At 45.7% G+C, this 23,805-nt stretch carries 16 protein-coding genes; 5 read left to right on the top strand and 11 right to left on the bottom strand.

Annotated elements, in window-relative coordinates; genetic code table 11:
* Positions 1–7: 7 nt before the first annotated feature.
* The 6 genes from DVG78_RS09265 to DVG78_RS09290 form a co-directional block, all read right to left on the bottom strand.
* Positions 8–2,341, bottom strand: coding sequence for a PSD1 and planctomycete cytochrome C domain-containing protein (locus tag DVG78_RS09265; RefSeq protein WP_114460803.1), 2,334 nt, complete (start codon positions 2,339–2,341; stop codon positions 8–10).
* 9 nt (positions 2,342–2,350) lie between these two features.
* Positions 2,351–3,784 (bottom strand): DUF1501 domain-containing protein, encoded by a 1,434-nt coding sequence (locus DVG78_RS09270; RefSeq protein WP_114069700.1) that lies wholly within the window; start codon positions 3,782–3,784, stop codon positions 2,351–2,353.
* Between the two features lie 107 nt (positions 3,785–3,891).
* Complete coding sequence (locus tag DVG78_RS09275) at positions 3,892–6,249, bottom strand: PSD1 and planctomycete cytochrome C domain-containing protein (RefSeq protein ID WP_114460840.1); 2,358 nt, start codon at positions 6,247–6,249, stop codon at positions 3,892–3,894.
* 152 nt (positions 6,250–6,401) lie between these two features.
* Positions 6,402–7,904: a RagB/SusD family nutrient uptake outer membrane protein gene (locus DVG78_RS09280; protein ID WP_114460804.1), complete on the bottom strand. Its 1,503-nt coding sequence runs from the start codon at positions 7,902–7,904 to the stop codon at positions 6,402–6,404.
* Positions 7,905–7,916: 12 nt separating this feature from the next.
* The gene (locus DVG78_RS09285) at positions 7,917–10,985 is read right to left on the bottom strand and encodes a SusC/RagA family TonB-linked outer membrane protein (protein ID WP_114460805.1); all 3,069 of its coding nucleotides are present in this window, start codon (positions 10,983–10,985) and stop codon (positions 7,917–7,919) included.
* A gap of 612 nt (positions 10,986–11,597) precedes the next feature.
* Positions 11,598–12,305 (bottom strand): SGNH/GDSL hydrolase family protein, encoded by a 708-nt coding sequence (locus DVG78_RS09290; protein ID WP_114460841.1) that lies wholly within the window; start codon positions 12,303–12,305, stop codon positions 11,598–11,600.
* A 234-nt stretch (positions 12,306–12,539) separates the two neighbouring features.
* Here DVG78_RS09290 and DVG78_RS09295 point away from each other — a divergent pair, with 234 nt between their 5' ends.
* Together DVG78_RS09295 and DVG78_RS09300 are read left to right on the top strand one after the other, a co-directional pair.
* Positions 12,540–13,121 (top strand): RNA polymerase sigma factor, encoded by a 582-nt coding sequence (locus tag DVG78_RS09295; RefSeq protein ID WP_114460842.1) that lies wholly within the window; start codon positions 12,540–12,542, stop codon positions 13,119–13,121.
* Positions 13,102–14,757, top strand: coding sequence for a porin family protein (locus tag DVG78_RS09300; protein ID WP_114460806.1), 1,656 nt, complete (start codon positions 13,102–13,104; stop codon positions 14,755–14,757). The genes DVG78_RS09295 and DVG78_RS09300 overlap by 20 nt, the downstream gene beginning before the upstream one ends.
* On the opposite strand, the gene fbp is transcribed toward DVG78_RS09300, so the two are convergent.
* Both fbp and DVG78_RS09310 read right to left on the bottom strand, forming a co-directional pair.
* Positions 14,754–15,752, bottom strand: coding sequence for a class 1 fructose-bisphosphatase (gene fbp, locus DVG78_RS09305; protein ID WP_114460807.1), 999 nt, complete (start codon positions 15,750–15,752; stop codon positions 14,754–14,756). The two genes, DVG78_RS09300 and fbp, sit on opposite strands and share 4 nt — an antisense overlap.
* A 166-nt stretch (positions 15,753–15,918) precedes the next feature.
* On the bottom strand, positions 15,919–16,806 hold the full coding sequence (locus DVG78_RS09310) for a fructosamine kinase family protein (protein ID WP_114460808.1): 888 nt from the start codon (positions 16,804–16,806) through the stop codon (positions 15,919–15,921).
* A 39-nt stretch (positions 16,807–16,845) separates the two neighbouring features.
* On the opposite strand from DVG78_RS09310, the gene DVG78_RS09315 reads away from it, so the two are divergent.
* Entirely contained in the window at positions 16,846–18,042 is a 1,197-nt protein-coding gene (locus DVG78_RS09315; RefSeq protein ID WP_114460809.1) for an anhydro-N-acetylmuramic acid kinase, read from the top strand.
* A gap of 78 nt (positions 18,043–18,120) precedes the next feature.
* Here the strand turns inward: DVG78_RS09315 and DVG78_RS09320 are convergent, their stop codons facing one another.
* Positions 18,121–19,377 carry an aspartyl protease family protein gene (locus tag DVG78_RS09320; RefSeq protein ID WP_114460810.1) on the bottom strand — a complete coding sequence of 419 codons (1,257 nt, stop codon included), beginning with the start codon at positions 19,375–19,377 and terminating at the stop codon, positions 18,121–18,123.
* 249 nt (positions 19,378–19,626) lie between these two features.
* Between DVG78_RS09320 and tpiA the strand changes: the two genes are divergently transcribed.
* Positions 19,627–20,391, top strand: a complete 765-nt coding sequence (gene tpiA, locus DVG78_RS09325) for a triose-phosphate isomerase (protein ID WP_114460811.1) — start codon at positions 19,627–19,629, stop codon at positions 20,389–20,391.
* A 73-nt stretch (positions 20,392–20,464) separates the two neighbouring features.
* Positions 20,465–21,571, top strand: a complete 1,107-nt coding sequence (locus DVG78_RS09330) for a hypothetical protein (RefSeq protein WP_114460812.1) — start codon at positions 20,465–20,467, stop codon at positions 21,569–21,571.
* A 59-nt stretch (positions 21,572–21,630) separates the two neighbouring features.
* Here the strand turns inward: DVG78_RS09330 and DVG78_RS09335 are convergent, their stop codons facing one another.
* Both DVG78_RS09335 and DVG78_RS09340 read right to left on the bottom strand, forming a co-directional pair.
* Complete coding sequence (locus DVG78_RS09335; RefSeq protein ID WP_229598177.1) at positions 21,631–22,431, bottom strand: amidohydrolase; 801 nt, start codon at positions 22,429–22,431, stop codon at positions 21,631–21,633.
* Complete coding sequence (locus DVG78_RS09340; RefSeq protein WP_114460813.1) at positions 22,431–23,744, bottom strand: alkaline phosphatase D family protein; 1,314 nt, start codon at positions 23,742–23,744, stop codon at positions 22,431–22,433. Before DVG78_RS09340 ends, DVG78_RS09335 begins: the two co-directional genes overlap by 1 nt.
* Positions 23,745–23,805: the final 61 nt, after the last annotated feature.

A 23,805-nucleotide genomic window follows, 5' to 3' on the forward strand; every position in this document is an offset into this window, starting at 1 on the left:
ACAAAACTTAGGATTTCGTAATCGCTTCTTCCAAGTTGTAAATCGTATTGACAATTCGCATCAACGCGGCCAATTGTGTCTTATCTACTTGGGCAGGAATGGGGTATTCACCCACGGCCAGCAACTTTTCAGCGCTCGGCTTGGTGATTTTTTTAAGCTCTTTGTCGTAATAAGCGGCCAATATCGACACTTCTTTTTCACTGGGTTTGCGGCTCACAATGAGTCGGAAAGCCTTCGTGATTTTATCTTGCGTAGAGCTTTTTTCTTGCAACAACTTCGCGGCCAATACCCGCGAGGCTTCCAGCACCGTCGGGTCGTTCATCATGACCAATGCCTGCAACGGCGTATTGGTTTTCAGTCGTTTAACTTCGCAAAGGTCACGGTTGCTGGCGTCAAAAATACTCATCGCCGGTGGTGGAACCGTTCGCTTTATCAACGTATACATACCTCGGCGATACAGGCTTTCGCCGTGGTCTTGGACGTACATAGAAAGCAACCCACGACCCGACGTAGCCCCTTCCCACAATCCAGCGGGTTGGTACGGTTTAACGCTTGGTCCACCAATTTTGGGCACCAACAAACCACTACTTGACAGTACCACATCACGCACAAATTCGGCGTGAATCCGGTAACGCGGTGCCCGGGCCAAGAAAATATTGTCGGGGTCGGTCGCCAGTTTATCGGGCGTCACAACTGCCGACTGACGGTACGTAGCCGACATCACCATTTGTTTGACAAGGCGTTTGATATTCCAACCATGTTCCATAAAATCGACCGCCAGCCAATCGAGCAGTTCGGGATGGCTGGGCAGTTCTCCCTGCATTCCAAAATCTCCCGACGTTTTGACGATTCCTTTGCCAAAAAACTCCTGCCATACCTGATTCACAAATACCCGCGCCGTGAGTGGATTTTGCTTGTCAACCAACCACTTAGCCAAACCAAGGCGATTTTTAGGATAGGACTTATTGAACGGCAGAATAAAACTAGGGGTATTGGGTTGGACTTCATCGCCCGGTGCATCGTACGCCCCACGGCGAAGAATGTGGGTTTTGCGCATCGTGTCCAAATCGCTCATCACCGATACAATCAGGTGGTTGGTATCGGGCTTATTGATAAACGTTAGAATGTTTTTTACGTCGTCATTGCTGATTTCCATCAACGGTTTTTTGGCGTAAGTTTCAGGGCCACCAATCACCGACTCAATTCCCACTTCTTTGACATTGTTAAAAAACGCAAAGAGTTGGTAGTATTCTTTTTGGGAAAAAGGGTCGTATTTATGATCGTGGCAATGGGCGCATTCGAGCGTCATGCCCAAGAATGCCTTGCCAAATAAATCATTCCGGTCGGTGACGTAACCGATGCGGTATTCTTCGGGAATAACACCGCCTTCTTCCGTAATTTTGTGATTTCGGTTGAAGCCCGTCGCCAACAATTGCTGTTTGTAAAGCGCCTCATTGTCGCGGTTGGGGAGCAAATCGCCCGCCAATTGCCAGGTCACAAATTGGTCGTACGGCATGTTGGTATTTAAGGCATGAATCACCCAATCGCGCCACGGCCACTGCGTGCGGTAGCCATCATCTTGATAACCGTGTGAATCGGCATAGCGGGCCAAATCCAGCCAATAAACCGCCATTTTTTCGCCATAAGCGGGATTTTTCAGCAATTCGTCCACTGCTTTTTCGTAGGCATTCGGGCTTTTATCGGCCAGAAAACTGTCCATCATTTTCAGGGTGGGCGGCAGCCCCACCAAATCAAGGCTGAGGCGCCTCAACAGGCGTTCTTTGTCGGCTTCCTCGTTGGGACTAAACCCTTTTTGCTCCTGTTTGTGCAGAATAAAATAATCAATCTCATTTTTGGGCCAATCTTCCTTTTTCACTTCAGGAAGTGTAGGTTTTTTGGGTGCTACAAACGCCCAGTGTTTCTCGTACTTGGCCCCTTGTTTTATCCATTTTTCGATAAGCGCGATTTCATGCGAAGACAGCTTGAGATTTGACGCGGGCGGCGGCATCAGCTTGGCGGTATCTTTGGTCGTAATGCGCAAAAAAACCTCCGAAAGTTGCGGTTCTCCCGCCACAATGGCGTGAGCCGACGGATGCTCTTTCAGCGCTTGAAAGGCACTTTCGGGGTCGTCGAGTCGAAGGCCCGCTTGCCTTTTGTTGGCATCAGGCCCGTGACAGGTCAAACATTTGTCCGAAAGAATGGGGCGAATGTCAAAATTATAGCTGACCCGGTCAGGAATATGCTCCTGCGTAGCCCGGGTCGTTGAGCTATTGGTACACGACAGTAAATACCCACCAATTACTGCCGAAATACCTATACCAAAAAAGAAAATCTTTCTCATTGTGAATCGTTAAGCCAATAAATCCATCACGGCTTTCCCTTTACCGTCGGGTGTTGTATAAAAGGGTCTTTTTTCGATTTCATACTGAGTATCAGGCGGAATCCCCAACGCATGATAAATGGTTTGATGGATACCGTCAATCTTCACGGGGTTTTCAATGGTCTTGCACGGGCGCTCGTCGGCCGTTTTTCCGTATACAAACCCCTTCTTGATTCCTCCACCAAACATCAGCATGGAACAGCCATCTGTAAAGTGGCGGTGCATTCCGTAAAACTTGATGTCGTCCAAAATCTCCGGTTGTTTTACCTGCTCCTGTACCTTAGCTTCGGGGCGGCCCTCTACCATCATATCGCGACTAAATTCACTGGCGAGGACAATCAAGGTGCGGTCAAGATGCCCCGATTTATCCAAATCCTTCACAAGCTGCGCAATAGGCCCGTCAATCTGCTTTTTCATGTCCACCAAGCGCGTATGGCCATTTTCGTGCGTATCCCAGCCAAAGAAAGGTTCATATTCGGTGGTCACACTGATAAAACGGGCCCCTTGCTCGGTCAATCTTTTGGCCAACAAACAGCCTAAGCCAAAGCGACCTGTATTATAAATATCGTAGCTTTCTTTCGGCTCCGTCGTCAGATTAAACGCCTTGGCTTCGGGCGAATTGAGGAGCATATAGGCCTGCTCCATGGAGCGTTTCAGCGATTCTTTTTGGTAATCACTGCCAAACTCACCCACGGGACTATTACTGATTAAATCATTGTACAATTGATTTCGGCGCTCAAAGCGTTTGGCATCCATCCCAACGGGCGGACGCACACTTTCTAACCCCTGACTTGGGTCGGGGATGAAAAACGGGCCAAACTCATTGCCTAAAAATCCTGCCGTATGAAAGGCTTTCAGCTCTTCGGCTTCTCCGACGGTAAACCGCTGACCAATGTCAATAAAAGCAGGAATAACAGGGTTTTTGGGGCCCAATTCTTTGGCAATCCACGCCCCCATGTGCGGCGCGGCCACCGTTTGGGGCGGTTCATAACAAGTATGCCAATGGTACTGATGACGCGAATGTAAAATATGGCCCATATCTGCCGCCACATACGACCGAATGAGCGTTCCTTTATCCATCACTTTACCGATAGATTGCAGTCCTTCGGAGAAATTGATTCCGTCCAAAACGGTCGGAATGGGTTTAAATGTACTCAGTACCCGGTTGCCTTCCATTCCTTTTTCAAAAGCCGTATATCGCTTAGGGTCAAAGGTTTCGGTATGGGCCATTCCGCCCGCCATCCACAGCAAAATCACCGTATCGGCGGTTCCATCCGTCTGCCCTACGAGTTTACTTTTACAGCTAGACAACAGACTGGGCATCGGAGCACTTGCGGCCAAAGCGGCCAAGGTTGCGGCACTGGTTTTTTGAAGAAATTCTCTTCTATTCCATCTATTTTTCATGATAAACATTGCGGTTTATACAAAATTCTACAAAAGTTGTGCCCCTGCGGGGCTTTTTAGATTCTTCGCCATTGGTGGGATTTTCACCGCCAATCTCTCTTCTCCCATCAATAAATCAACTGAAATTCAGGGTGCAGCGTCATGGCCCAGACCAAATCCTGAATTCCTTCGTCGGTGGGTTTGGGGCCAATGATTTTTTGAGCCGCCGCGAGTTCTTTGGACAACGGCTCCCGTCCCAGCGATTTTTTGTACAGTTCTTTAACCAACACATCGGAGGTCGGGTACTTGACTTTCCAAATCTTTGCGCCGTTTTTCAGGGCTTCATTAAATTGGGTTCCATTGGTTAATTCCAACGCCTGCAAAAGATTCGCCTGAGAGTTTCGACTTGTGTTCACCGTTTCCCGATTTGGTCGCCCCAAAGCCGTCAAGAAGGGGTCTCTTTTTACCAGAGAGGCGCGCGTGAAAGGAATCTCCTGTTTGATGGTTTCGGGTAACTGCTTAAAAACAAGCGCTGAATCTCCATAAATTGGATTAAAAACCACACTTACCGCATCAGCAAACTGCTCCGCCGTTAATCGCCGACGCACCATTCCTTGAAATACAAAGTCAGGGGCCGTTACCAAGCCCGCATCTTTGATGCCAATGGATGGCAATTGATAGGTCTTGGAAGTCAAAATGGTATACATCAGTTTCTTAATATCATAGCCATTCGCCGCAAAATCAGAGGCCAACCAATCCAGCAAATCCTGGCTCCAAGGTAGATTGTCCATGGCATCTACCGGCTCAACAATGCCCCGACCCATGAGTTGCGCCCATACCCGATTCACCAACGTACGATAAAGTCGTCCGTCTTTGGGCTGTACCAAAAACTCAGCCAGTTCTTTGAGCCGTTCTTCAGTCACTGGGGTTTCTTTGATTTGACCTAGTTCTTTGAATAACAACCCGCGCCCAGCCAGTTTGCCCGTGGGCTTATCACAACGGTGGATTTCCAAGGTAGTATCGGCAAAAACGTTGGCAAACGCGTAGGCCTCTTCCAGTTTCCAGTCGCTGATAAAACTATCGTGACAAGAGGCGCATTTCAGGTTCAGTCCCAAAAACACCTGTGCAACGTTTTGGGCGGCTTGCATTTCATTGCGCTGACTGGCATTGATGGTTCCGCGCCATTTAATTCCTTTGATAAACCCTGCCGATTCTTTCGTCGGGCTGATTAACTCTTTGACAAACAGATTGTACGGTTTATTGTTTTTGAGGGATGCATACAACCATTTTGTGATATTGAAACGACCACCCGTGATGTACCCTGTTCCAGAATAATCATTGCGAAGGGCATCGTTCCAAAACGTTAGCCAATGCTGCGCGTAGTCTTCGTTGCGAGCCAACAGACTTTTGACCAATATTTCCCGTTTGTCGGGGCGATTGTCTTCGATAAACACCTGAATATTTTCGGGAGAAGGCAACAAACCAATAACGTCCAAATAAACCCGGCGGATGTAGGTTCGGTCATCAACCACATTCTTCCAAGCAATTTTGTTTTTCTGAAAATACGCATTGACCAAGCGGTCAACGGGTTGCGTAAATTGGGCGGTTGCGGGGGGGAGTTCTGGCATACGAGGGGCCATTTCGGCTACCCGATAAATGCTTTTTTCGGGACCATCGGGCCACGGAGCACCTTGTTTTATCCAAAATTCCAATAGCGCCACTTCTTTTTCACTGAGTCGCTTGCCTTTGGTAGGCATGGCTTCTTTATGGCCCGTTGGAAGGGTGATTCTGCGTATAATTTCACTTTTGTCGGGATTGCCCGCGACGATAATCGGCCCGTCTTCGCCGCCTTTAAAGATAAATTCTTTTTTGTCTAGCCGTAATTCTCCTTTTGTTTTGGTTGCACTGTGGCAACTGTAACAATTATGGGCCAAGATAGACCTCACTTCCACGTTCAATTCCACAATTTGTTCCTGCGTGAGGGGTTGATTGGTATTGGCAAACGTAAAATTTGCGCCTCCTTCGGTATTCTCTTTTTGGTTTTTGTTGAAAGGTAAAACGCCCGTCAGATAATCTTCTCCGTGCGTCAGTAAAGCGCCGTAGTGCCCAGCCAATGTGACCCCGCCCACGGTCATAAAAAGCATGGTTTTATAAAGCGAGGCACGCCCCGTACGAAGGGCAAACAATGAAACCAAGGCAAAAACCATGGTGGCAATGCCCGACCATTGGTGAATGGTGACGGTGTCGCCGCCGTATTCGTCTTGATTGGCTAAAAGTAAACCCAACACAACGGCCAACACCGAGCTGATGGCCCCAATCCAAACCAAAGCGGTGATGCCAGCGCGCAATTCGACCGATTTGCGCCGCCAACCAACAATTTCAAGTATTAACGCTACGCAAAGCAAACTGATGGGGAAGTGGACGACCAAGGGGTGTAATCGGCCTAAAAACTGCCAAAGCCAGAAGATTTCTGTGGTTTCCTGCACGGTTTTTAACAAAAATAAGGGTGGTAAAAATTGGTTAAGAAAGTACCTGTCGTAGAAAGCAAAACAGCTCTTTAAACTACGACAGGTACTTGAAAATGTACTACTTATAAAAGCGGACTCTTTATCAAATCCTACTTATAAAAGTCGTCCTGCTATTGGTAACCGGGATTTTGAGTGAGTTTGCTGTTGATCAAAATTTGCGGTGCCGGAATTGGCAGGTAATACTCAAAATCACTATATACATAGTCGAGCGCGTTGAAAGCAATTCCGCCTCTTGAAACGGTCGGATTCGTTTTCTCTTTTGCTGCGTAAGCATTCATAAACGCCGCCAATTCAGCTGGGGTTTTGGTGCGCTGTAAATCAAACCAACGGTGGTTTTCAAAAGCCAGTTCAACGCGTCTTTCTTTGAGAACGGCCGTACGGTAAGTGTCTTTTGTCAATCCCGTCAACTCTGCCAGCCCTGCCCGCTTACGTACTTGGTTCAAATAGCCCAATGCCTCGGCATCTGGTCCGGTAGCTTCGTTGATGGCTTCGCCGAGCATCAACAACACATCAGCGTATCTAAGCACTGGCCAGTTATTGTCCGAGCGTCCCGTAATCGTGTGCGGATAGCGGTATTTATTGACAAAAGGAATCTGCACAACCGTACCGTTGAGGGTATAGCTCGTCTGCAAAGAAATATCCTTGCGAAGGTCGCCAGCTTCGTAGGCTGCAATCATGTCATTGGTCGGGATATTACGTCCGCTTGGAGTAGTATTGGCAAATCCCGTCACCGCTCCCTGAGAAAGCCGTGGCGCAAATAAATACACAAAGTTGCTTTGCTCACCCAAGTCGTTTCCACCCTGGTACTGAACTTCAAACACAGATTCTACACCGTTCTTTTTGGTCGGGTCAAAATTATCTTTGTAGTTGGCGTACAAAGAATAACCCAATGGCAACACCTGCTTCAGCGTAGAAACAGCCTCGGGATAACGCTTCAGGGTCAGATAAACTTTACCCAACAAACTCAGCGCGGCCCCTTTCGTAACCCGCCCTCTGCCCGCAGCAGGATACGTAGTTGGCAGTAAGTTGACGGCATCTTTCAGGTCGGTTTCGATTTGCTTATACACCTCTGCCTGCGGAGATTTTACCAATTCAAAAGCTTCATTGGGGTTGTTCAGCGTTTTGGTGGCCAAAACGACATCTCCAAAATACCGAACCAAGTTAAAGTAGTGATAAGCTCTGATGAATTTTAATTGACCACCGATGGCGCTTTTGGCGGCGGCATCAATGGTGCTTGTTTCAAGCTTTTCCAGTGCATAATTGATATTGTACATGGCAGAATAATGGTTATTCCACAAAGCCGCCACTTCACCATTGCCGGGGTTTACGGTCGAAAACTCAAACGCTTCCCACCCCGCAGCACCACCACGGTCGAGCGGGTTAAAATCAAGCGTTGTGTTGTCAGACATAAATTCCTGTCCCAGATATGCCGTATTCGTAATTGCCTGCAACTGACCATACACCCCATTGAGCGCCTGCTCAAACTGAGTCTGGTTTTGGTAGAAAACATCCGTACTGATTCGGGTCGGGTCAGTGGTCGTCAAGAAATCATCGTTGCACGAAAACTGAACGAAGCCAAGCGTTAAAAGTATAAAAGAGGTTATTTTTTTCATTTCTGCGTAGAATTAAAAGTTAAACTTAGCACCAACCGCCAACGTTCTTGGAACAGGATATGACTCATCGTCATTGTTCAATTCCGTGCCGCCTCTCACACCCGCATCAGGGTTATTGCCGGGGTATTTCGTAAATAAGAACAAGTTGTTGGCCGTTACAAAAATACGGGCATCGCTCAATACGGATTTGAATTTAGGAAGGTTATAACCAAGGGTTACGGCCTTTAACCAAACGTAGCTACCATCGTATACGTAGCGCTCACTGCTCTCGCGTGACCATTTGAAGTAATTGGTTCCGCCCTGTGAATTTTTAGCGTTTGGATTAGAACCTGGGTTAGAGGGTGATCTCCAACGGTCTTTAGCTTTGTCCAATACGTTAAACACGCCGTCCATGTTCATCGTCGATGCTTCGATGTTGCGATAGATGTCAAAGTCGTGCGCACCCACAAACAAAACGTTCAGGTCAAAACGACGATAATCAGCCGCCACGGTCCATGCCCACGTAAAAGCAGGGTTTGGATTTCCGATTTCAACCATATCCTGCGTATCGTAAGATACCACGCCGTCGCCGTTGGTATCGGCAAATTTCATACCGCCCGGAATCACACCGTCTTGCTTAGGCCACGCGTCAATTTCGGCTTGTGTATTGAAGATACCCAATTTTTGGTACCCGTAAATCATCCCGATAGGACGGCCCACTTTCTGTACGTTATAGCCCCCATAAAATCCACCATACCAAAGCATGTCATTGGCTCCTTTGATGGCTAGTATTTTGCTGCGGTTTACGGTAAGGTTGGCATTGGTGCGGAAATTTACTTTTCCGATGGTTGTTCTGAAATCAGCACTTACTTCTACCCCACGGTTCTGCACTTTTCCGATGTTGTCTAAACTTGAGGTAAAACCAGACACCGCTGGGATAGAAATTGGCAACAACATGTCGTTGGTGATTTTGCTGTAATATTCAAAAGTGAAGGTCAACTTGTTGTTGAAAGTAGCCACGTCTAAACCAATGTCCAACTGGTTTGATTTCTCCCATTTCAGGTTGGAGTTGGCAAATGAACTAATCACTTTTCCTGCCGCAAATGCATTGCCGAGGATATAGTTATTGGCTCCCACAAACGCCAAACTTGGGTAGTTACCGATGTTGTTGTTACCCGTTACCCCCCAGCTTGCTCTCAGTTTCACGTCTGTCAACCAAGAAGCTTTAGGCATAAATGACTCTTCCGTTAATCTCCAACCTACCGAAGCAGCGGGAAAATCTCCGTATTTGTTTTGAGCACCAAACCGTGAACTTCCCTCACGACGGAACGAAGCAGAAAACAAGTATTTATCTTTGTAAGAATAATTGGCGCGGGCAAAATACGCCAACAGCCCCCAACCATACTCATACGAGTTGGAAGAACGAATAGATGCCGCCCCCAAATAAGGGACTACATCATCTGGGAATGTATTTCCTGAGCCATCCACACCGTAGACTGTTTCTTTCTGAGAAGTCACCCCCAGCAAAAAGTCCATCGACTGGTTGGCTCCGATTTTAGGCGCATAGGTTAAGAGTTGGTCAAAGGAATAATTGCGCAACTGCTCGTTTATATCCCGGGCCGTCGCGATTCTCGGCGGCGCACCAGCTGTACCAGAAGCTACCGATAAACCAATGGTCGATGGAACATACTCTTTATATGCGTTGAAATTAATCTTGGCATTGACCGAAGTACGGAATTTCAGATTCTTCAAAATGGCAATTTCTGCAAAACCGTTGGCAAGCACATCACCGATATTTCTTCTTCTGATAACATTGTTCAGTACAAATACAGGATTGGGAAAACCAAACGCTCCGTCAACCCCTCCAATGTAAGGGCGCATTGTGCCGTTATCATTATAAATTGGTTCACGCGGGTCCATCAACAATGCACCACCCACCAAGGCGCTGCGACCGTCGGTATTGGCTACGTTTTGTTTGGTATAGCTACCGTTTACATTCATACCAACCGTCAGAAACTTATTAACCTCACCCCCAATATTGCTACGAATAGAAACCCGGTCGTAATTGGTCTTGATGATAGAGCCTTCCTCTTTAAAATACCCAACCGAAAGCATTGATTTAAGTGGACCCTTTCCCGACGAAATCGTCAGGTTGACGTCCATATAAGGCGCATTGTTATTAAGAATAGCCCCAAACCAATCGGTCGAATACTTGGTCTGCTCTGGATACCGAAACCCAAGGGGAACTTCTTCCAAAGTCGGTTCTCTATTCTGGAAATAGCGAATACCGTCTTCAAAAATCTCCTTTTTAAACTGCGCAAACTCAACCCCGTTGAGCATTTTTACCCTTCTGGAATCAGGCACATTTTGAATACCATAATCAATGGAAAGATTCACGTTGACTTTCCCGTCTTTGGCGCTTTTGGTGGTAATCAACACTACCCCGTTAGAACCTCTCGCACCGTATATCGCGGTTGAGGCAGCATCTTTCAAAACCGTGATGCTTTCGATGTCGTTGGGGTTTAAGTTTTGACCTACCGACGTACCCACGGCAAATCCGTCAATTACGTAAAGAGGGTCACTACCCGCGCCCAAAGAACCTATCCCCCGTACCCGTACTTCAAAGATTCCGCCAGGTGTACCGCTTTTCTGCTTAACTACTACCCCAGCGGCACGGCCCTGAAGCAACTGGTTCATGTTGTTGGCAGGCTGCTCACCAATATCTTTCATATTGATGACCGATACCGCAGATGTAATATCCTGCTTGCGTTGCGAACCGTATCCCACAACTACCACTTCCTGCAAGGCTTTTAAGTCTTCTTCGAGCGTTACGTCAATTGTTTTCCGCCCTTGGCTGCTAATGGTTTGGCTAATCAAACCCACGTACGAAAAAACCAGTGTTGGGTTCGTTTTTGTCGTTGTAATTTTATACTCACCTTCCGAGTTGGTCGTAGCACCATTGGTTGTCCCCTGCTCAAGAATGGTTGCCCCGGGAATTCCCAAACCGTTGGCGGTGGTTACCTTGCCCTGAATTTGCACCCCTTGTGCTACTCCCTTAAAGGCAAGCAGCATACAAAGAATAAATAGTCGAATTTGTCTCATAATAAAGGTTGTGTTAAGGGTTGTTTAAATTGTTTAATTAAGTTTTAAAACTGATGGAAATGGAATGGCGCGTTACATAGATAAATAGGATTAAATGGTGTTTTTTTGTGTGAATTACTGAACTGAATAAATAAAATTTAGGCTTTTTTCACTTTGATTTAATCGACTGATTTTTAGATACTTACTCAAACACTTTTACTTTTCCTATACAATTCACAATTGAATTTATCCTGTACTAGCCTGCCTGATTGCTTTACTGTGGACAAGGGTTCTTGCAATTGACAGTACGATGATATAAGTGCTAAAATCCATTCATTTATATAAACATATTGAGTTTATATTTAACAAATCTAATCCAAAGCAAAAGCATAGTATTTGCTCAAAATGGTCATTCTTTTGCACTTTTTGATATTTAAATGGTATTAAACACAGCCCATTAACCCCCAAATAAACCGTTAAAATGAAGTCGAATTTAAGCACAAAATCCACACATAACTTATTGAAATTCAACTATTTAAACAAAAACAAAAAAAACCAACAACACACAAAAAAAGAGGCCTCCGTGAGTGGGAGACCTCTTTTGGTCAATCATTGAAAAACGACTAGGCGGTATTACTTAAAATACGTCATTATGCCATCGGCAATCAACTGGTGTCCTTTTTCGTTCGGATGATTTACTTGCGACATGTAGGAAGAAATAATTTCACCAGATTGTATTTTTTTTTGAAAAAAGGCATAACTGTCTACCAATCCCAGATTATGCTCTTTTGCCATGTCAATGATTTGTTTTCGGTGTTTTTCTAAGGCACTCTCTGCATCCAATAAATCAGTACGTTGGTCAGGTGATGGGGTGAGCAGAATCACTTTTATCTTTTTTTGAGCGGCTTTATTTATCATAGATACCCACGCTTTTCGGGCTTCCTCCAGCCCCATGCCACGGTCATTTAATGCATAATCAATAAAAATTACATCTGGCCGGTGCACCAGTACTTCTGTTTCAAATCTGTTTTCACCACCTTTTGAACTTTCACCGCCAATCGACGTATTAATCACGTTGATGACCGCGTACGGATAACGTGCCTTCAATTGTTTCATTACCTGATAGGGATATGCCTCCAAAGTATTAACAATCGGTGTTTTGAAGTAGCCCGCCGGCACTGAATGACCGTGAAAAACCAGATTGATGGCCCTGTTTTTAGGCCATTCTTTGGTTAGTTCAGTTTTAAGGTCGCTTAGATAAGATGATGGGTCTGCAATCTCCTTTCTTGAAGTCCATTGCAGAGAAATCATGACGAGTAAAAAAAGGTATCGCTTTTTCATTAACGGTAAGGGTTCGGTCGTTTTATATGAAATACAAGTAAACAGGAGGCCATCAATACTTAATTTTTCAAAGATTATTTTATACAAAAGACCTCACCAATTGACCGAGGGTAAAAATTGACTTTCGTAAGTATTCAATTTGGGCGGGCATCATTCCGGTTCGTCAAAAAAATCTTATCTTTTCGAAACCATAGACGCAACCAATCATTTCAAAATTCCGTAAACGATTATCGGATGTTATTTTCTCGTGCGTTGAAAACTTTGCCGGAACTGCTTGAAGGCTGTCTGAAAAACGACCGCAAGTGTCAAGAATTGCTGTATAAGCAGTTCTACGGTTACGCTATGGGAGTTTGTATGCGTTATGTTCCGAACCGCGAAGAAGCCCTAGAAGTAGTAAACGACGGTTTTTTGAAAATATTCCAAAAAGTTCAGATGTACGATGCTGAAAAATCCTTTAAAATTTGGTTGAGGCGTATCATGATAAATACCGCCTTGGACCATTATCGTCAAAATGTAAAATTTCAACACAACACAGATCTCAGTGTTGCAGAAAATACTGTTGCCGCTCCCGACAGCGACAATGTCTACAGCACTCTGGCGCATGAAGACTTGATTGAACTCATTCAACAGCTTACCCCATCGTACCGTACCGTATTCAACTTATACGTCATTGATGGTTATTCACACGAAGAAATAGCCCAGCGTTTGGGCATAAGTGAAGGCACTTCCAAATCTAATTTGGCCCGTGCCCGCGAAAACTTAAGAGTTATGTTATCTAAAAAGAAAAGCAATGAGTATGCAAGAGTTCCCAGATGATTCGCTGGACGACCTCTTCAGAAAGTCTGCTGAGGAGTTTGAGCCTGAATTTGAGCCCAAAGCGTGGGCTGCAATGCGCAAAAAATTAGACAGTGCTGACACCACTAATGGAGCTCCGAAAAAACGTACGCTGCTCTCTTTGGTGCTATTGCTTTTGTTATTCTCTGGCGTTATCGTGGGCGGTGTTCTTTTGTGGCCCAGAATTAACACACCGCTGTCCAGCAAACCTGCCGTTGCCCCGCCTACAACTCAACAAAGCTCAACCTCAACCACCGAAGCAAGAAAGCAACCCAAGAAAATAAAACCAGCCGAAACGGCTTCTGAATATAATTCAAGCAATCCTGAGACGAATTATTCTGAATCAAACCCTGAATCTGCAACGAAAAATGCCGTTGAAACAGAAGCGGTTGTACCTGATAATTCAACCAAAACGAAAGTAGTTACTTCTGGCAAGGCCAAAGCATCTAAAACGTTTTTAGGGGATAACAAAATTGCCAATAGCACCAACAACCCAGAAAATATTGGTGGCGATTCGCCATCGCTCCCCGCCGAATCTAATGCGCAATCGACTTCGAAAACAAATCAACAAACGAAGGCTGACAATCTAAATAAATCAACCCGCCCATCGCTTGCGCTTTCTGACAAACCGTTGTCGACTAGCGACGATTCAAAAATTAGTAAAAAAGCGGTAAAAAATACCAGCAATACCCCCAAAAGCCGCATTACTGATTCATTGTTATCAAAAAACAACGCGGCAAATAACACAAAAAAACAAGGGGGGATGATATCAGAATACTCTATTGGCGCGTCCAACTCCGTTTCAAAAGAGTCAACATCGGCCACGGTTTCACTTCCTAGCCCCAATGGGTATCAGGAAAGTACGACCCCAATGCTGCGAGTAAGTACCCCAAATACGCTGACCATCCATCCGTGGCATCTGCTTAGTGTGGCTTATGCTTCCCCTGCGGTTTCGTATATATCTCCCCCACCGCCCCCCTTGGTAGCTAAACCTACGCAAGCCGAAGCAGAGCCACTGTTCAGAAAAGGCCTAAGCCTGCGAATTTTGGTCGCCCCCGATTTGAGTTACATTGGGTTTGACCAAATGAAACGACCTGGAATCACATTGGGAGCCATGCTCGAATACCGTTTCAGCCAAAGAATAAGTGTTCAAGCGGGAGCTGTACGTGCCATAAAACTCTACGATGCCACTGGAAGCCAGTACGTTTGGCCCGAAGTCTGGAACTTCCAAAAAGCACGCCCAAGTGGCATCGAAGCAGCCTGTAAAGTGCTCGATATTCCGCTCAATGTGCGGTACGACATCACTCAATCAGCCAACAAACGCTGGTTTGTTTCGACGGGAATCACGAGTTATAAAATGCTCAACGAGAAATATATATATACCTATCCTCCTCGTTCTTATAATATAAAATGGTACGATTGGGAAGGGTCAACGGGTAGTTATTGGTTTGGAGTTTTGAATTTTTCGATGGGTTTTGAGCGTCAGATTGGCAAAAAAATCAGCCTGCAGGCCGAGCCTTATTTTAAATTACCTTTGGCCCAAGTGGGTTTAGGCAAAATAAAACTAAATACCGCTGGTCTATTTATCTCAGCCCGTTATCGTTTGGGTCGTTTTTAAATCAAATTCATCAATTCATTGACCATCGTTTCGGAGCCGATATAAAGCGGGGCTCGCTGATGAAGGGACACTGGTTCGACCTCCAATATACGTTGAAAACCGTTGGTCGCTTTGGCCCCCGCCTGCTCGGCAATCATGGCCAGCGGAAAACATTCGTACAAAAGCCGCAATTTTCCTTTGGGGTCTTTGGTAGTAGGAGGATACAAGTAAATACCACCTTTGAGTAGGTTTCGGTGAAAATCCCCCACCAATGAGCCAATATAGCGCGCCGAATAGCTGCGTTTGCGGCATTCTATCAGGTATTCTCGCACAAAACTTTCGTAGCTGTTGTAATTGCCCTCATTATATGAAAAAATCTTCCCGTCTTGCGGACTACGAATATTGGCGTGGGAAAGAATAAATTCTCCCAACGAAAAATCATACGTAAAACCTGCTACACCGTTGCCCGTAGTATATACCAGAATTGTAGAAGAACCGTAGAGAATATACCCGGCTGCCACCTGCTTATCGCCACCTTGCAGAAAGTCCTCAATGGTAGGTTTTTCACCGAGTGGACTTACCCGTCGATAAATGGAAAAAATGGTACCTATAGATACATTGACGTCAATATTGGATGATCCATCTAAGGGGTCGATGGCTACCACGTATTTGCTTTGATTGTTTCCCGTGTGAATAATATCGTCTTCTTCTTCCGAAATAATTCCACAAACTTCTCCCCCGTTAATCAGCGCCCGGATGAATCGAATATTGGCCACCACATCGAGTTTCTGTTGCGCTTCGCCCTGCACATTATTGGTCCCAAAACCTCCCGTAATATCAATCAACCCTGCTCGGTTAATTTCCCGGTTAATAATTTTTCCAGCAAGCGCTATGTCTCTCAAAAGTTGTGAAAGCTCCCCCGTGGCAAACGAAAAAGCATTTTGATTGTGCATGATATAACGGTCCAACGTTACACCTACGGGTACTGCAATGTGTTGGTCAGTATTCGTTTCCATAATTTACCATCATTGAGATTGTTGTTGGGAGAGTTTCTACGCAAAACTACAAAATATTATATTTTCAAAATCAAATTATTAAAAATATAATTTCGACAATTATAAAAATTATACAATTTTTTGCGCATCTAAATTTCATCCAATTTTTTACCAAAAACATCAAATTTCAGGCCCCGACATACCGCTTAACGAGTCGCTCTATGGGAGGCAGGTAACTTCTCCCAAAAAGATTAACATGAACCAGCAACGGATAAAGATTATAGATTGGAATACGGGTTTCAAAATGAGGCTCAAAAGGGAATGATTCTTGGTAATTTTCGTAAAATTCATCATCAAAGCCACCAAATAGGTGCGTAAATGCCAATTCGGCTTCCCGAAATCCGTAGTAAGGAGCGGGGTCGATAAGGGAGACTCTCCCGTGCTCATTGATGAGAAAATTACCCGACCATAAATCGCCGTGAATGAGCGCGGGCGGTTCGGTGGGAAGTAAATTTTTAAGCAACGGATAAAAGCGCTCCAAGCGACTATACAAATCAGAACCAATCAGGTTATTGTACAATGCCAATCCTGCTTGCGGTCGTAGGCGTTTTTCTACAAAAAAGTCAATACCATTTACACAAAATGCATTATTTTGTTCCAACAAGCCAAGGTAATTGTCGAAGTTTAATCCAAAAAAAGGCTGGGTGTGTGAATGTAGCTCGGCGAGGGACCGACCAAACGTCTGCCAAAAATCGGGATGCTGTCCCCCATTTTCGACAAACTCCTGAATTAAATAGGCCCGGCCACCGTTTTTTCCATAACCATGCACCTCAGGAATGTGAATGGCATTAGTACGTCGTAAAAGGGATAAACCACTCGCCTCTTTTTCGAACATATCTTCTTTTTCGGCATGGTTAAATTTGACAAAAAACGTACCTTCGGGCGTAAGAACACGGGCCGCCGTATTGATGCTCCCTCCCGCTACAAAACGGACGTCAATCACTTCGACTGACTTCCCGAAGGTTTCAAAAAGAATACTTTCAAAAAACTGATATTGATCGATTCCATCCCACATACCCCAAAATTAAGCACCCATTGATTGTTTACTTACGCTATGAATCCAAACCTAGTAAAACTTTTTCAAATCGCCCAAAAACCTGAGCGGCGAATCGTAGGCCTGATGTCGGGCACTTCGATGGACGGGTTAGACATTGCAGTGTGCCGTTTTAGGGGAAGTGGTTCCAAAACCCATGTAACACTTGAACACTTCGACACCGTTGTTTTCGGTGAAGATATTAAGGATGAAATACGCAAAGTATTTGCAAAAAAAGAAATAGACTTTCAGTTGCTCTGCCTGCTCAATGCATGGATTGGTAAACTTCACGGCAAGATGATTTTGGATAGCCTGAAAAAATTCAATCTTACCCCTAGCGACATAGACATCGTGGCCAGCCACGGACAAACCGTTTTTCACGCCCCCAAAATCCTCCACCGCATTGAAAAATATCCCAATGCGACCCTTCAAATTGGCGACGGCGACCACATTGCCGTTACGACGGGCATAACAACACTGAGTGATTTTCGTCAAAAACACTGTGCCGCTGGTGGGGAAGGCGCGCCATTGGCCGTATACGGAGATTATTTTATTTTCTCCCAAAAAGACGAAAACCGCATCATGCTCAACATGGGTGGGATTGCCAACTTTACTTATTTACCCGGCAATCTGAACGCCCAAGAAGTGTTTGTGACAGATACTGGGCCGGGAAACACTTTGATTGATGCTTTTGCACGAAAATTCTTCAACCTGCCTTACGACAAAGGCGGTAAAATTGCCTCAAGCGGAAAAGTACATGACGAACTATTGAAATGCCTAAAAAAAGATGCTTTTTTCGACGCCCCATTCCCCAAGACCACCGGTCCCGAATCATTTAGCCTCGATTACGTGCGTTTGGCGCAGCAACGCAGCGGTACAACATCGCTGGCCCCCGAAGACCTGATGGCTACCCTAACCCGGTTTTCTGCCGAAACCATTGCGGAGTCCATCCTGAGGGTTTGTAAAAAAGACGAAAGTTATCGCCTTTTTTTAAGTGGTGGTGGAATGCACAACCCCGTACTGGTGGGAGCATTACGCGAATTATTACCAGATTACGAAATGGATGTCACTGATTCATTGGGAATTGCGGGAGATGCCAAAGAAGCCGTCTTGTTTGCCATTTTGGCCAACGAAGCGCTCTGCGGTCAACCCACTGATTTTGGAAACAGAGAAGGCGTACCTAGCGTGTCGATGGGTAAAATTTCGTTTCCTTCATAAGAAGATGAAAATAGGAAGAAGCACAAAAAAGGGAGGAAAAACGCATTTCCTCCCCAACTTCCGACTTACCTCTCTGCCTCAAATCATTCGTTTTAGCTGAAATCTAGCAAATTGGATGGCTCCTTTTCTACGAACAAGCAGCGATATTTCTTTTCCTTCTCCTTTTTGAAGAAGTTTGTATACTTCACTGATAACCAGGTCTTCCGAAGATTTATTATTGATAAACAAGACTTCGTCGCCTTCTTGTAGCCCCGCCTCCCAAGCGGGTGAGCCCTCAATGACTTTGTCGATGTAAAATTTGCGGAGGTCTGTGCCCTTGGCCCGCAACTCCATGCCGCTCATGTCGTGCTCAAACGTTTCTTTTAGGCGGCGCTTGACGGGCTTAAGCACCATGTAGCGATCAGCATAGTTGAACGTAACCCGAAAACGGCGCAACAATTCACAGCCGATGTTACCTTGTCGTTCGTTGCGAGCCGCAAATTTTACCCCAAAAGCCAGACTGTCTGGAAAAGAAGCCAGCACGTTGTCCAATTCATATTTACCAAAACGAACTTTATCAATACGGCCTAGATTTCCATTAATGACTCCATTCAGTCCACGTCCCAGTTGAGCACGAAGAACTTTCTCGGGAAGTTGAATTTTATTATCATACGATTTGTCAATCAACAATGCATGACCCGCCCCCGTGTCAATCACGACCCGAATCGGCAACTCAGTACCGTTCCCTACCAACGCAATAACATCTGCGTAAGGCTTGGTATCTTCGATGATAATAGGGTAACGATCACCGTGTCGGCGGCGGTATTTGTAGCTTTCAGGATTCATCAACACGAGTTCACGATTGGTAAAATCAATCGTAACCACAAAATTATTGAACACTTCGTAGCCAAAAATTCCGTCAATCGGTATCCCCACGTATTCAGAAAGTTGCAGTACGTCTTCTTCCAAAACCACGATGTTTTGATAGGTAGCCCGCATCTTCCCCATTTCAATGACATTCCCGATGGCCACCGAGGCACTTAGCGATTCGCCCTCTCCTGCCCCTGTCAATTGTACCCGACGGGTAAACCGTAACTTTTGGTTTTTAATGGCATCGGGCTTGGTAATAATCAGCGAACTGACGCCCGTATCAAGAATAAAATGAAGGGTATCAGAATTGTTGATTTTGAGGGGAACAACAATGAGATTTGCGTGCAATTCAAAAGGAATCCGGGTAAATTTGGCATTCCCAGTTAAAAAATATCCAAACTTATCTTCTTTCTTGGTGCTTTTTTGAGCGAAGATGAAAAAAGGTAAAAAGAAAAATAGAGCCAAGTGTAAATGACGTCGTGCCATAGCTGTACCCAAAAAAGCGTTTGGGTGTTGGTAAAGATAATCTAGTTTCTTAGAAAAACAAAAAATATACCCAAAAAAGTGCCGTTTTGAATTAATATATTCTTACTAATTTCGCAACGCTTTCTTATCGGGCAAAAGCATTTTTTTAGATAATTTTGAATTTAACATCTAAACAGTAAAAAAGTGTTTATAAAGCCTGAATATACAAAATAAAATCAACCCAATATTCATTCAAACTCCTCTATTCCAATGAGAAAAAAAATAGTTGCTGGCAACTGGAAAATGAACAAAACCCTCGAAGAGGCGCTGATTCTTACCTCTGAAGTGGTCAACATGGTTCGCGACGAAGTACGCGGCGACGTGGAAGTGATTCTATGTACCCCGTACATCTACCTGCCGGTATTACAAAAATATGTTGAAGAAGTAGACCGCATCTCTTTGGGAGCCCAAAATTGCCACCAAAAAGCCTCTGGTGCCTATACAGGAGAAATCTCTGCCCCGATGCTTGCCGCCCTCGGCACACCCTACGTGCTGGTTGGACACAGCGAGCGCCGTCAGTATTTTGGCGAAACGGATGAATTATTGGCCGAAAAAGTAAAAATCGCCTTAGCCAATGGCCTCAAACCTATTTTTTGCTGCGGTGAATTGCTAGAACAACGCCAAAATGAAGATTTCATTGCCATCGTAAAAGCCCAAATCACCGCCGCCCTTTTTGACCTTTCGTCCGAAGATTTCGGCAAAGTAGTCATTGCCTACGAACCCGTTTGGGCAATTGGCACGGGCCTCACGGCTTCGTCGCAACAAGCACAAGATATGCACGCTGCATTGCGCGAGCACATTGCCGGCCAATACGGCGCCCAAGTCGCCGACGATACCACCATCCTGTATGGTGGAAGCTGCAACGAAAAAAATGCCGCCGAACTCTTTGCTTGCCCCGACGTAGACGGTGGCCTCATTGGCGGTGCCTCGCTCAAGTCACGCGAGTTTACCAACATCATCAAAGCACGGATGTAATTTTCTGGCAGTGTAGCTGAATCAGCTACACTGCCAACCTGTATTCCTTCGCCCTAAAAATCGCCTCAAAACCATGAAATTCACTCGTTTTTCTTCTGCCTTAGCGTTAGGCTTTGTTTTATTATTCAACGCCTGCCAACGACCCACGACAAAACTGCAAACGGGAGGAATCATCGTAAAAGAGGGGTTTATTGATTGTTTTCAAGCGGGCCTTCAGGCCGCAGGCAAGGATGTTTGGTGCGAAGCTTCGGCGGTATTGAACGATGGAAATTATATTTCAATGGCCAACGACAAAGACATGCCAGGCACCGACGCATCCATTTTTTACTGGGCCTACGCCGAAACGGGTGTTTTTGGAAGTAAACCCACTTATGTTACCCAAAATCTTTTCAAAACCGCTCAGAAATACGAAGATTTTGCCCTTACCCCCGACCGTAAAGTGGCCTTTTTGACCACGGCCTTCGACCGGGTAAAAGAAGGAAGTACTGAGTGGGATAGCTACAATGCGCTGCTTTACTGGCCCGTTAACGGCGGTAACCCACAGACCATCCAACCCAAAGCGGTACACTTAGCCACGGGCGAGAAGTTTTCGATGGGGCTGCGGAATGCGCTGTCAAAAGCCTTGCGCTCGACTGAGTTTCCTGATGGAATGCCTTATTTCAAGGTAGAGGGATTTGCAGCCACCAATAATAAACTCTTTTTCGGGATTCGTGAAGAAGGTAAAAAGTACGATGATTTTAAATACAAAGCCAAAGTGTTGACGGTATCGTATCGTTTTGAGAATGATTCATTGGTGGCAGGCACTGACTTTCAAACTTTGGCCGACATTGATATTGCAGCGTTAGAACCTTCCCTTCCCAAGCCATTGGCCCTTTCGTGCATCGAATTTGACGCCAAACGCAACGTATTTTGGGTCCTGACCTCCATGGAAAGCGAAACCCAACTCAACAGCGCCTACCTCTGGTGGGCCACCGAAGCCGAACTGAAAACCGGTAAGCTTCACTTGGTCAAAGACCGCGCCACTGGTCAACCTTTAAAGTTCACCCATAAAGCAGAAGACCTCACGACCGTTGGTTCAAACCGTCTGTTCGTCATCCACGACGACGACCGCAACCGCACCAAAATCGGCGACCAAACCCGCCAACCGCATCAGGCAGCGTATACGATTGTGGAATTTTGAGATAGATTTTTTTCTTTTAATGCCGTCGTTGGTGTTTTTCACCAACGACCTATTTTCTTTCACTTTATTTCAAATTCATCGGCATCCAAATGCGCAGGAAAACGCTCCCGAAACGCTCGTAATGCCTCATAATCAAGCGTTTGTTCAACAATAACTTCATTGGCACTGCGTCGATTCAATAATTCTCCCTTGAAATCAATCACGGCCGAGTCTCCCGCATGATACAGGCCATTTCCATCCTCTCCTACCCGATTAACACCGATAGCGTAGCTTAGATTTTCAATGGCTCGGGCCTGCAAAAGCGTATTCCACACCTGACGCCGAACGGCTGGCCAATTGGCGACGTAAACCAGTAAATCGTATTCCATCTGCCGATTACGCGCCCAGACTGGAAAACGTAAATCATAGCAAATCAACGGACACACCCGCCACCCCTTGATTTCTTTGATGATGCGGCGCTCCCCTGCTGCGTAGTGCTCGTGTTCTTTGCCCATCCGAAACAAGTGGCGTTTGTCGTAAGCGTCAAATTCTCCATCGGGCTGCATCCAAAGCAAGCGGTTAAAATAATTACCGTTCTCCCTGACGACGTAACTTCCCGTAACCACCGCACCCGTCTGCGCTGCCATTTGACGCATCCATTTGAAGGTGGTCAAATTCATAGGCTCGGCCACATTTTCGGGCTTCATGGTAAAGCCCGTTGTAAACATTTCGGGCAAAACGATGAGGTCAGCGGGCTGCTCCAAGGCCGCAATTTTTTCTTCCAACATGGCCAAATTAGCCGTCGGTTTTTCCCAATGTAAAGAAGTTTGAATGAGCGCAACGCGTAAATCCATAACAATCTGGTCTCCTTTAGTTAGCATTACTTCAACTCATTTGATTTGATTTCACGCGTCCAAAGTGGCTGATTTTGAGCATTAAAAACGGTTACTTTCAACACGCGCTCTTTGGCCGGACCCGTGATTTCGAACAACCCAAAATTGCGCGTATTACCCACTACTGTTCCTTCAACAAACGTAGTAGCACTTTTTTCGGCATCAATGGGTTTTCCAGCACCAGAAGTCAGGGGCGAAATGGTAAAATCGTACAACGGATAGGTACCAAAACGATCAAGTTTGTGCAAGGCCGTATGGTGACGGTCGCCCGTCAGAAAAATAACGCCTGGGATTTTGGCATCGGCGATTTTTTGCAGAAAACGGGCTCTTTCTTCGCCGTAAATGGCGTAGTTTTCATACACTGCTGCGGTGTTGATAACTTGGCCACCCGTTACGATAAACTTAAAGGATGCTTTGCTGTTGGTCAAGGCATCAATCAACCAGTTGATTTGGGCTTCTCCGAAATAAGTACGGTCGTCGGCGCGGTTGTTGGGGGCACGAAACCAGCGGTCGTCGAGCATAAAAAACTGCGCATCGCTCCATTCAAAGGTTCCTGTACAAGCACCTTCAAAAATGTAATTGGGATTTCCCCAAAACAACCTAAAAGCCTCTGAAGTGATATTTTTATGCGCAAAACTGCGGTCGGAGTCGTTGGGGCCATAATCGTGGTCGTCCCAAATTGCGTAGTGGTGTACCGAGCCCAACAAAGGCTGCATCTCGGGCAACGAGCGCGTATGCGTATTGCGGTACAAAACCCCCGTACGGGTATTCCAATCAGGCTCACGGGTATAGACATTATCGCCGCCCCACACCATAAAATCAGGCTTTTGGGAAGCAATACTTTTAAATATTTCATAATCGCCACCGTAAGAATTAGGGCGGTCGTAGGGCGCGTCGTTGACGTACGTACAACTGCCAAACGCAAATTTGAGCGCGGGCGGGTCGGTACGCCACTGCCACAAGGTCTGCGATTGAAAACTGAGCGGATACGTAATCGTTGCTTTTTTGCCATCCACCCATACTTCATAGTCATATTTTTTGCCGGGCTGCACTTGGTCGGCAATCAGACGCGCAATAAAGGCCGTATTTTTGGCGGTTAAGGTTTCATCGGTCGACCATTTTTGCGCACTATTTCCTTGTTCCCAATACACAAATTTCACCTTAGCGGGCTGCTTGGTTTGAACCCACAAAAGCACTTCACGCATGTCGGAATAGCCCACCATCGGCCCCGATTGGATTTGTGCCAAAAGCGAAAACGAGACAAAACAAAGAAGGAAATGTACGAATAGCAGTTTTCTCATGGTTATGGTTATTTTTGATGCAAGTTAAAAAACAATCCATTGAGCCGTAGCGAATTGGGGA

The organism is Runella aurantiaca (assembly GCF_003339505.1).
GTDB classification, from domain to species: Bacteria; Bacteroidota; Bacteroidia; order Cytophagales; family Spirosomataceae; genus Runella; species Runella aurantiaca.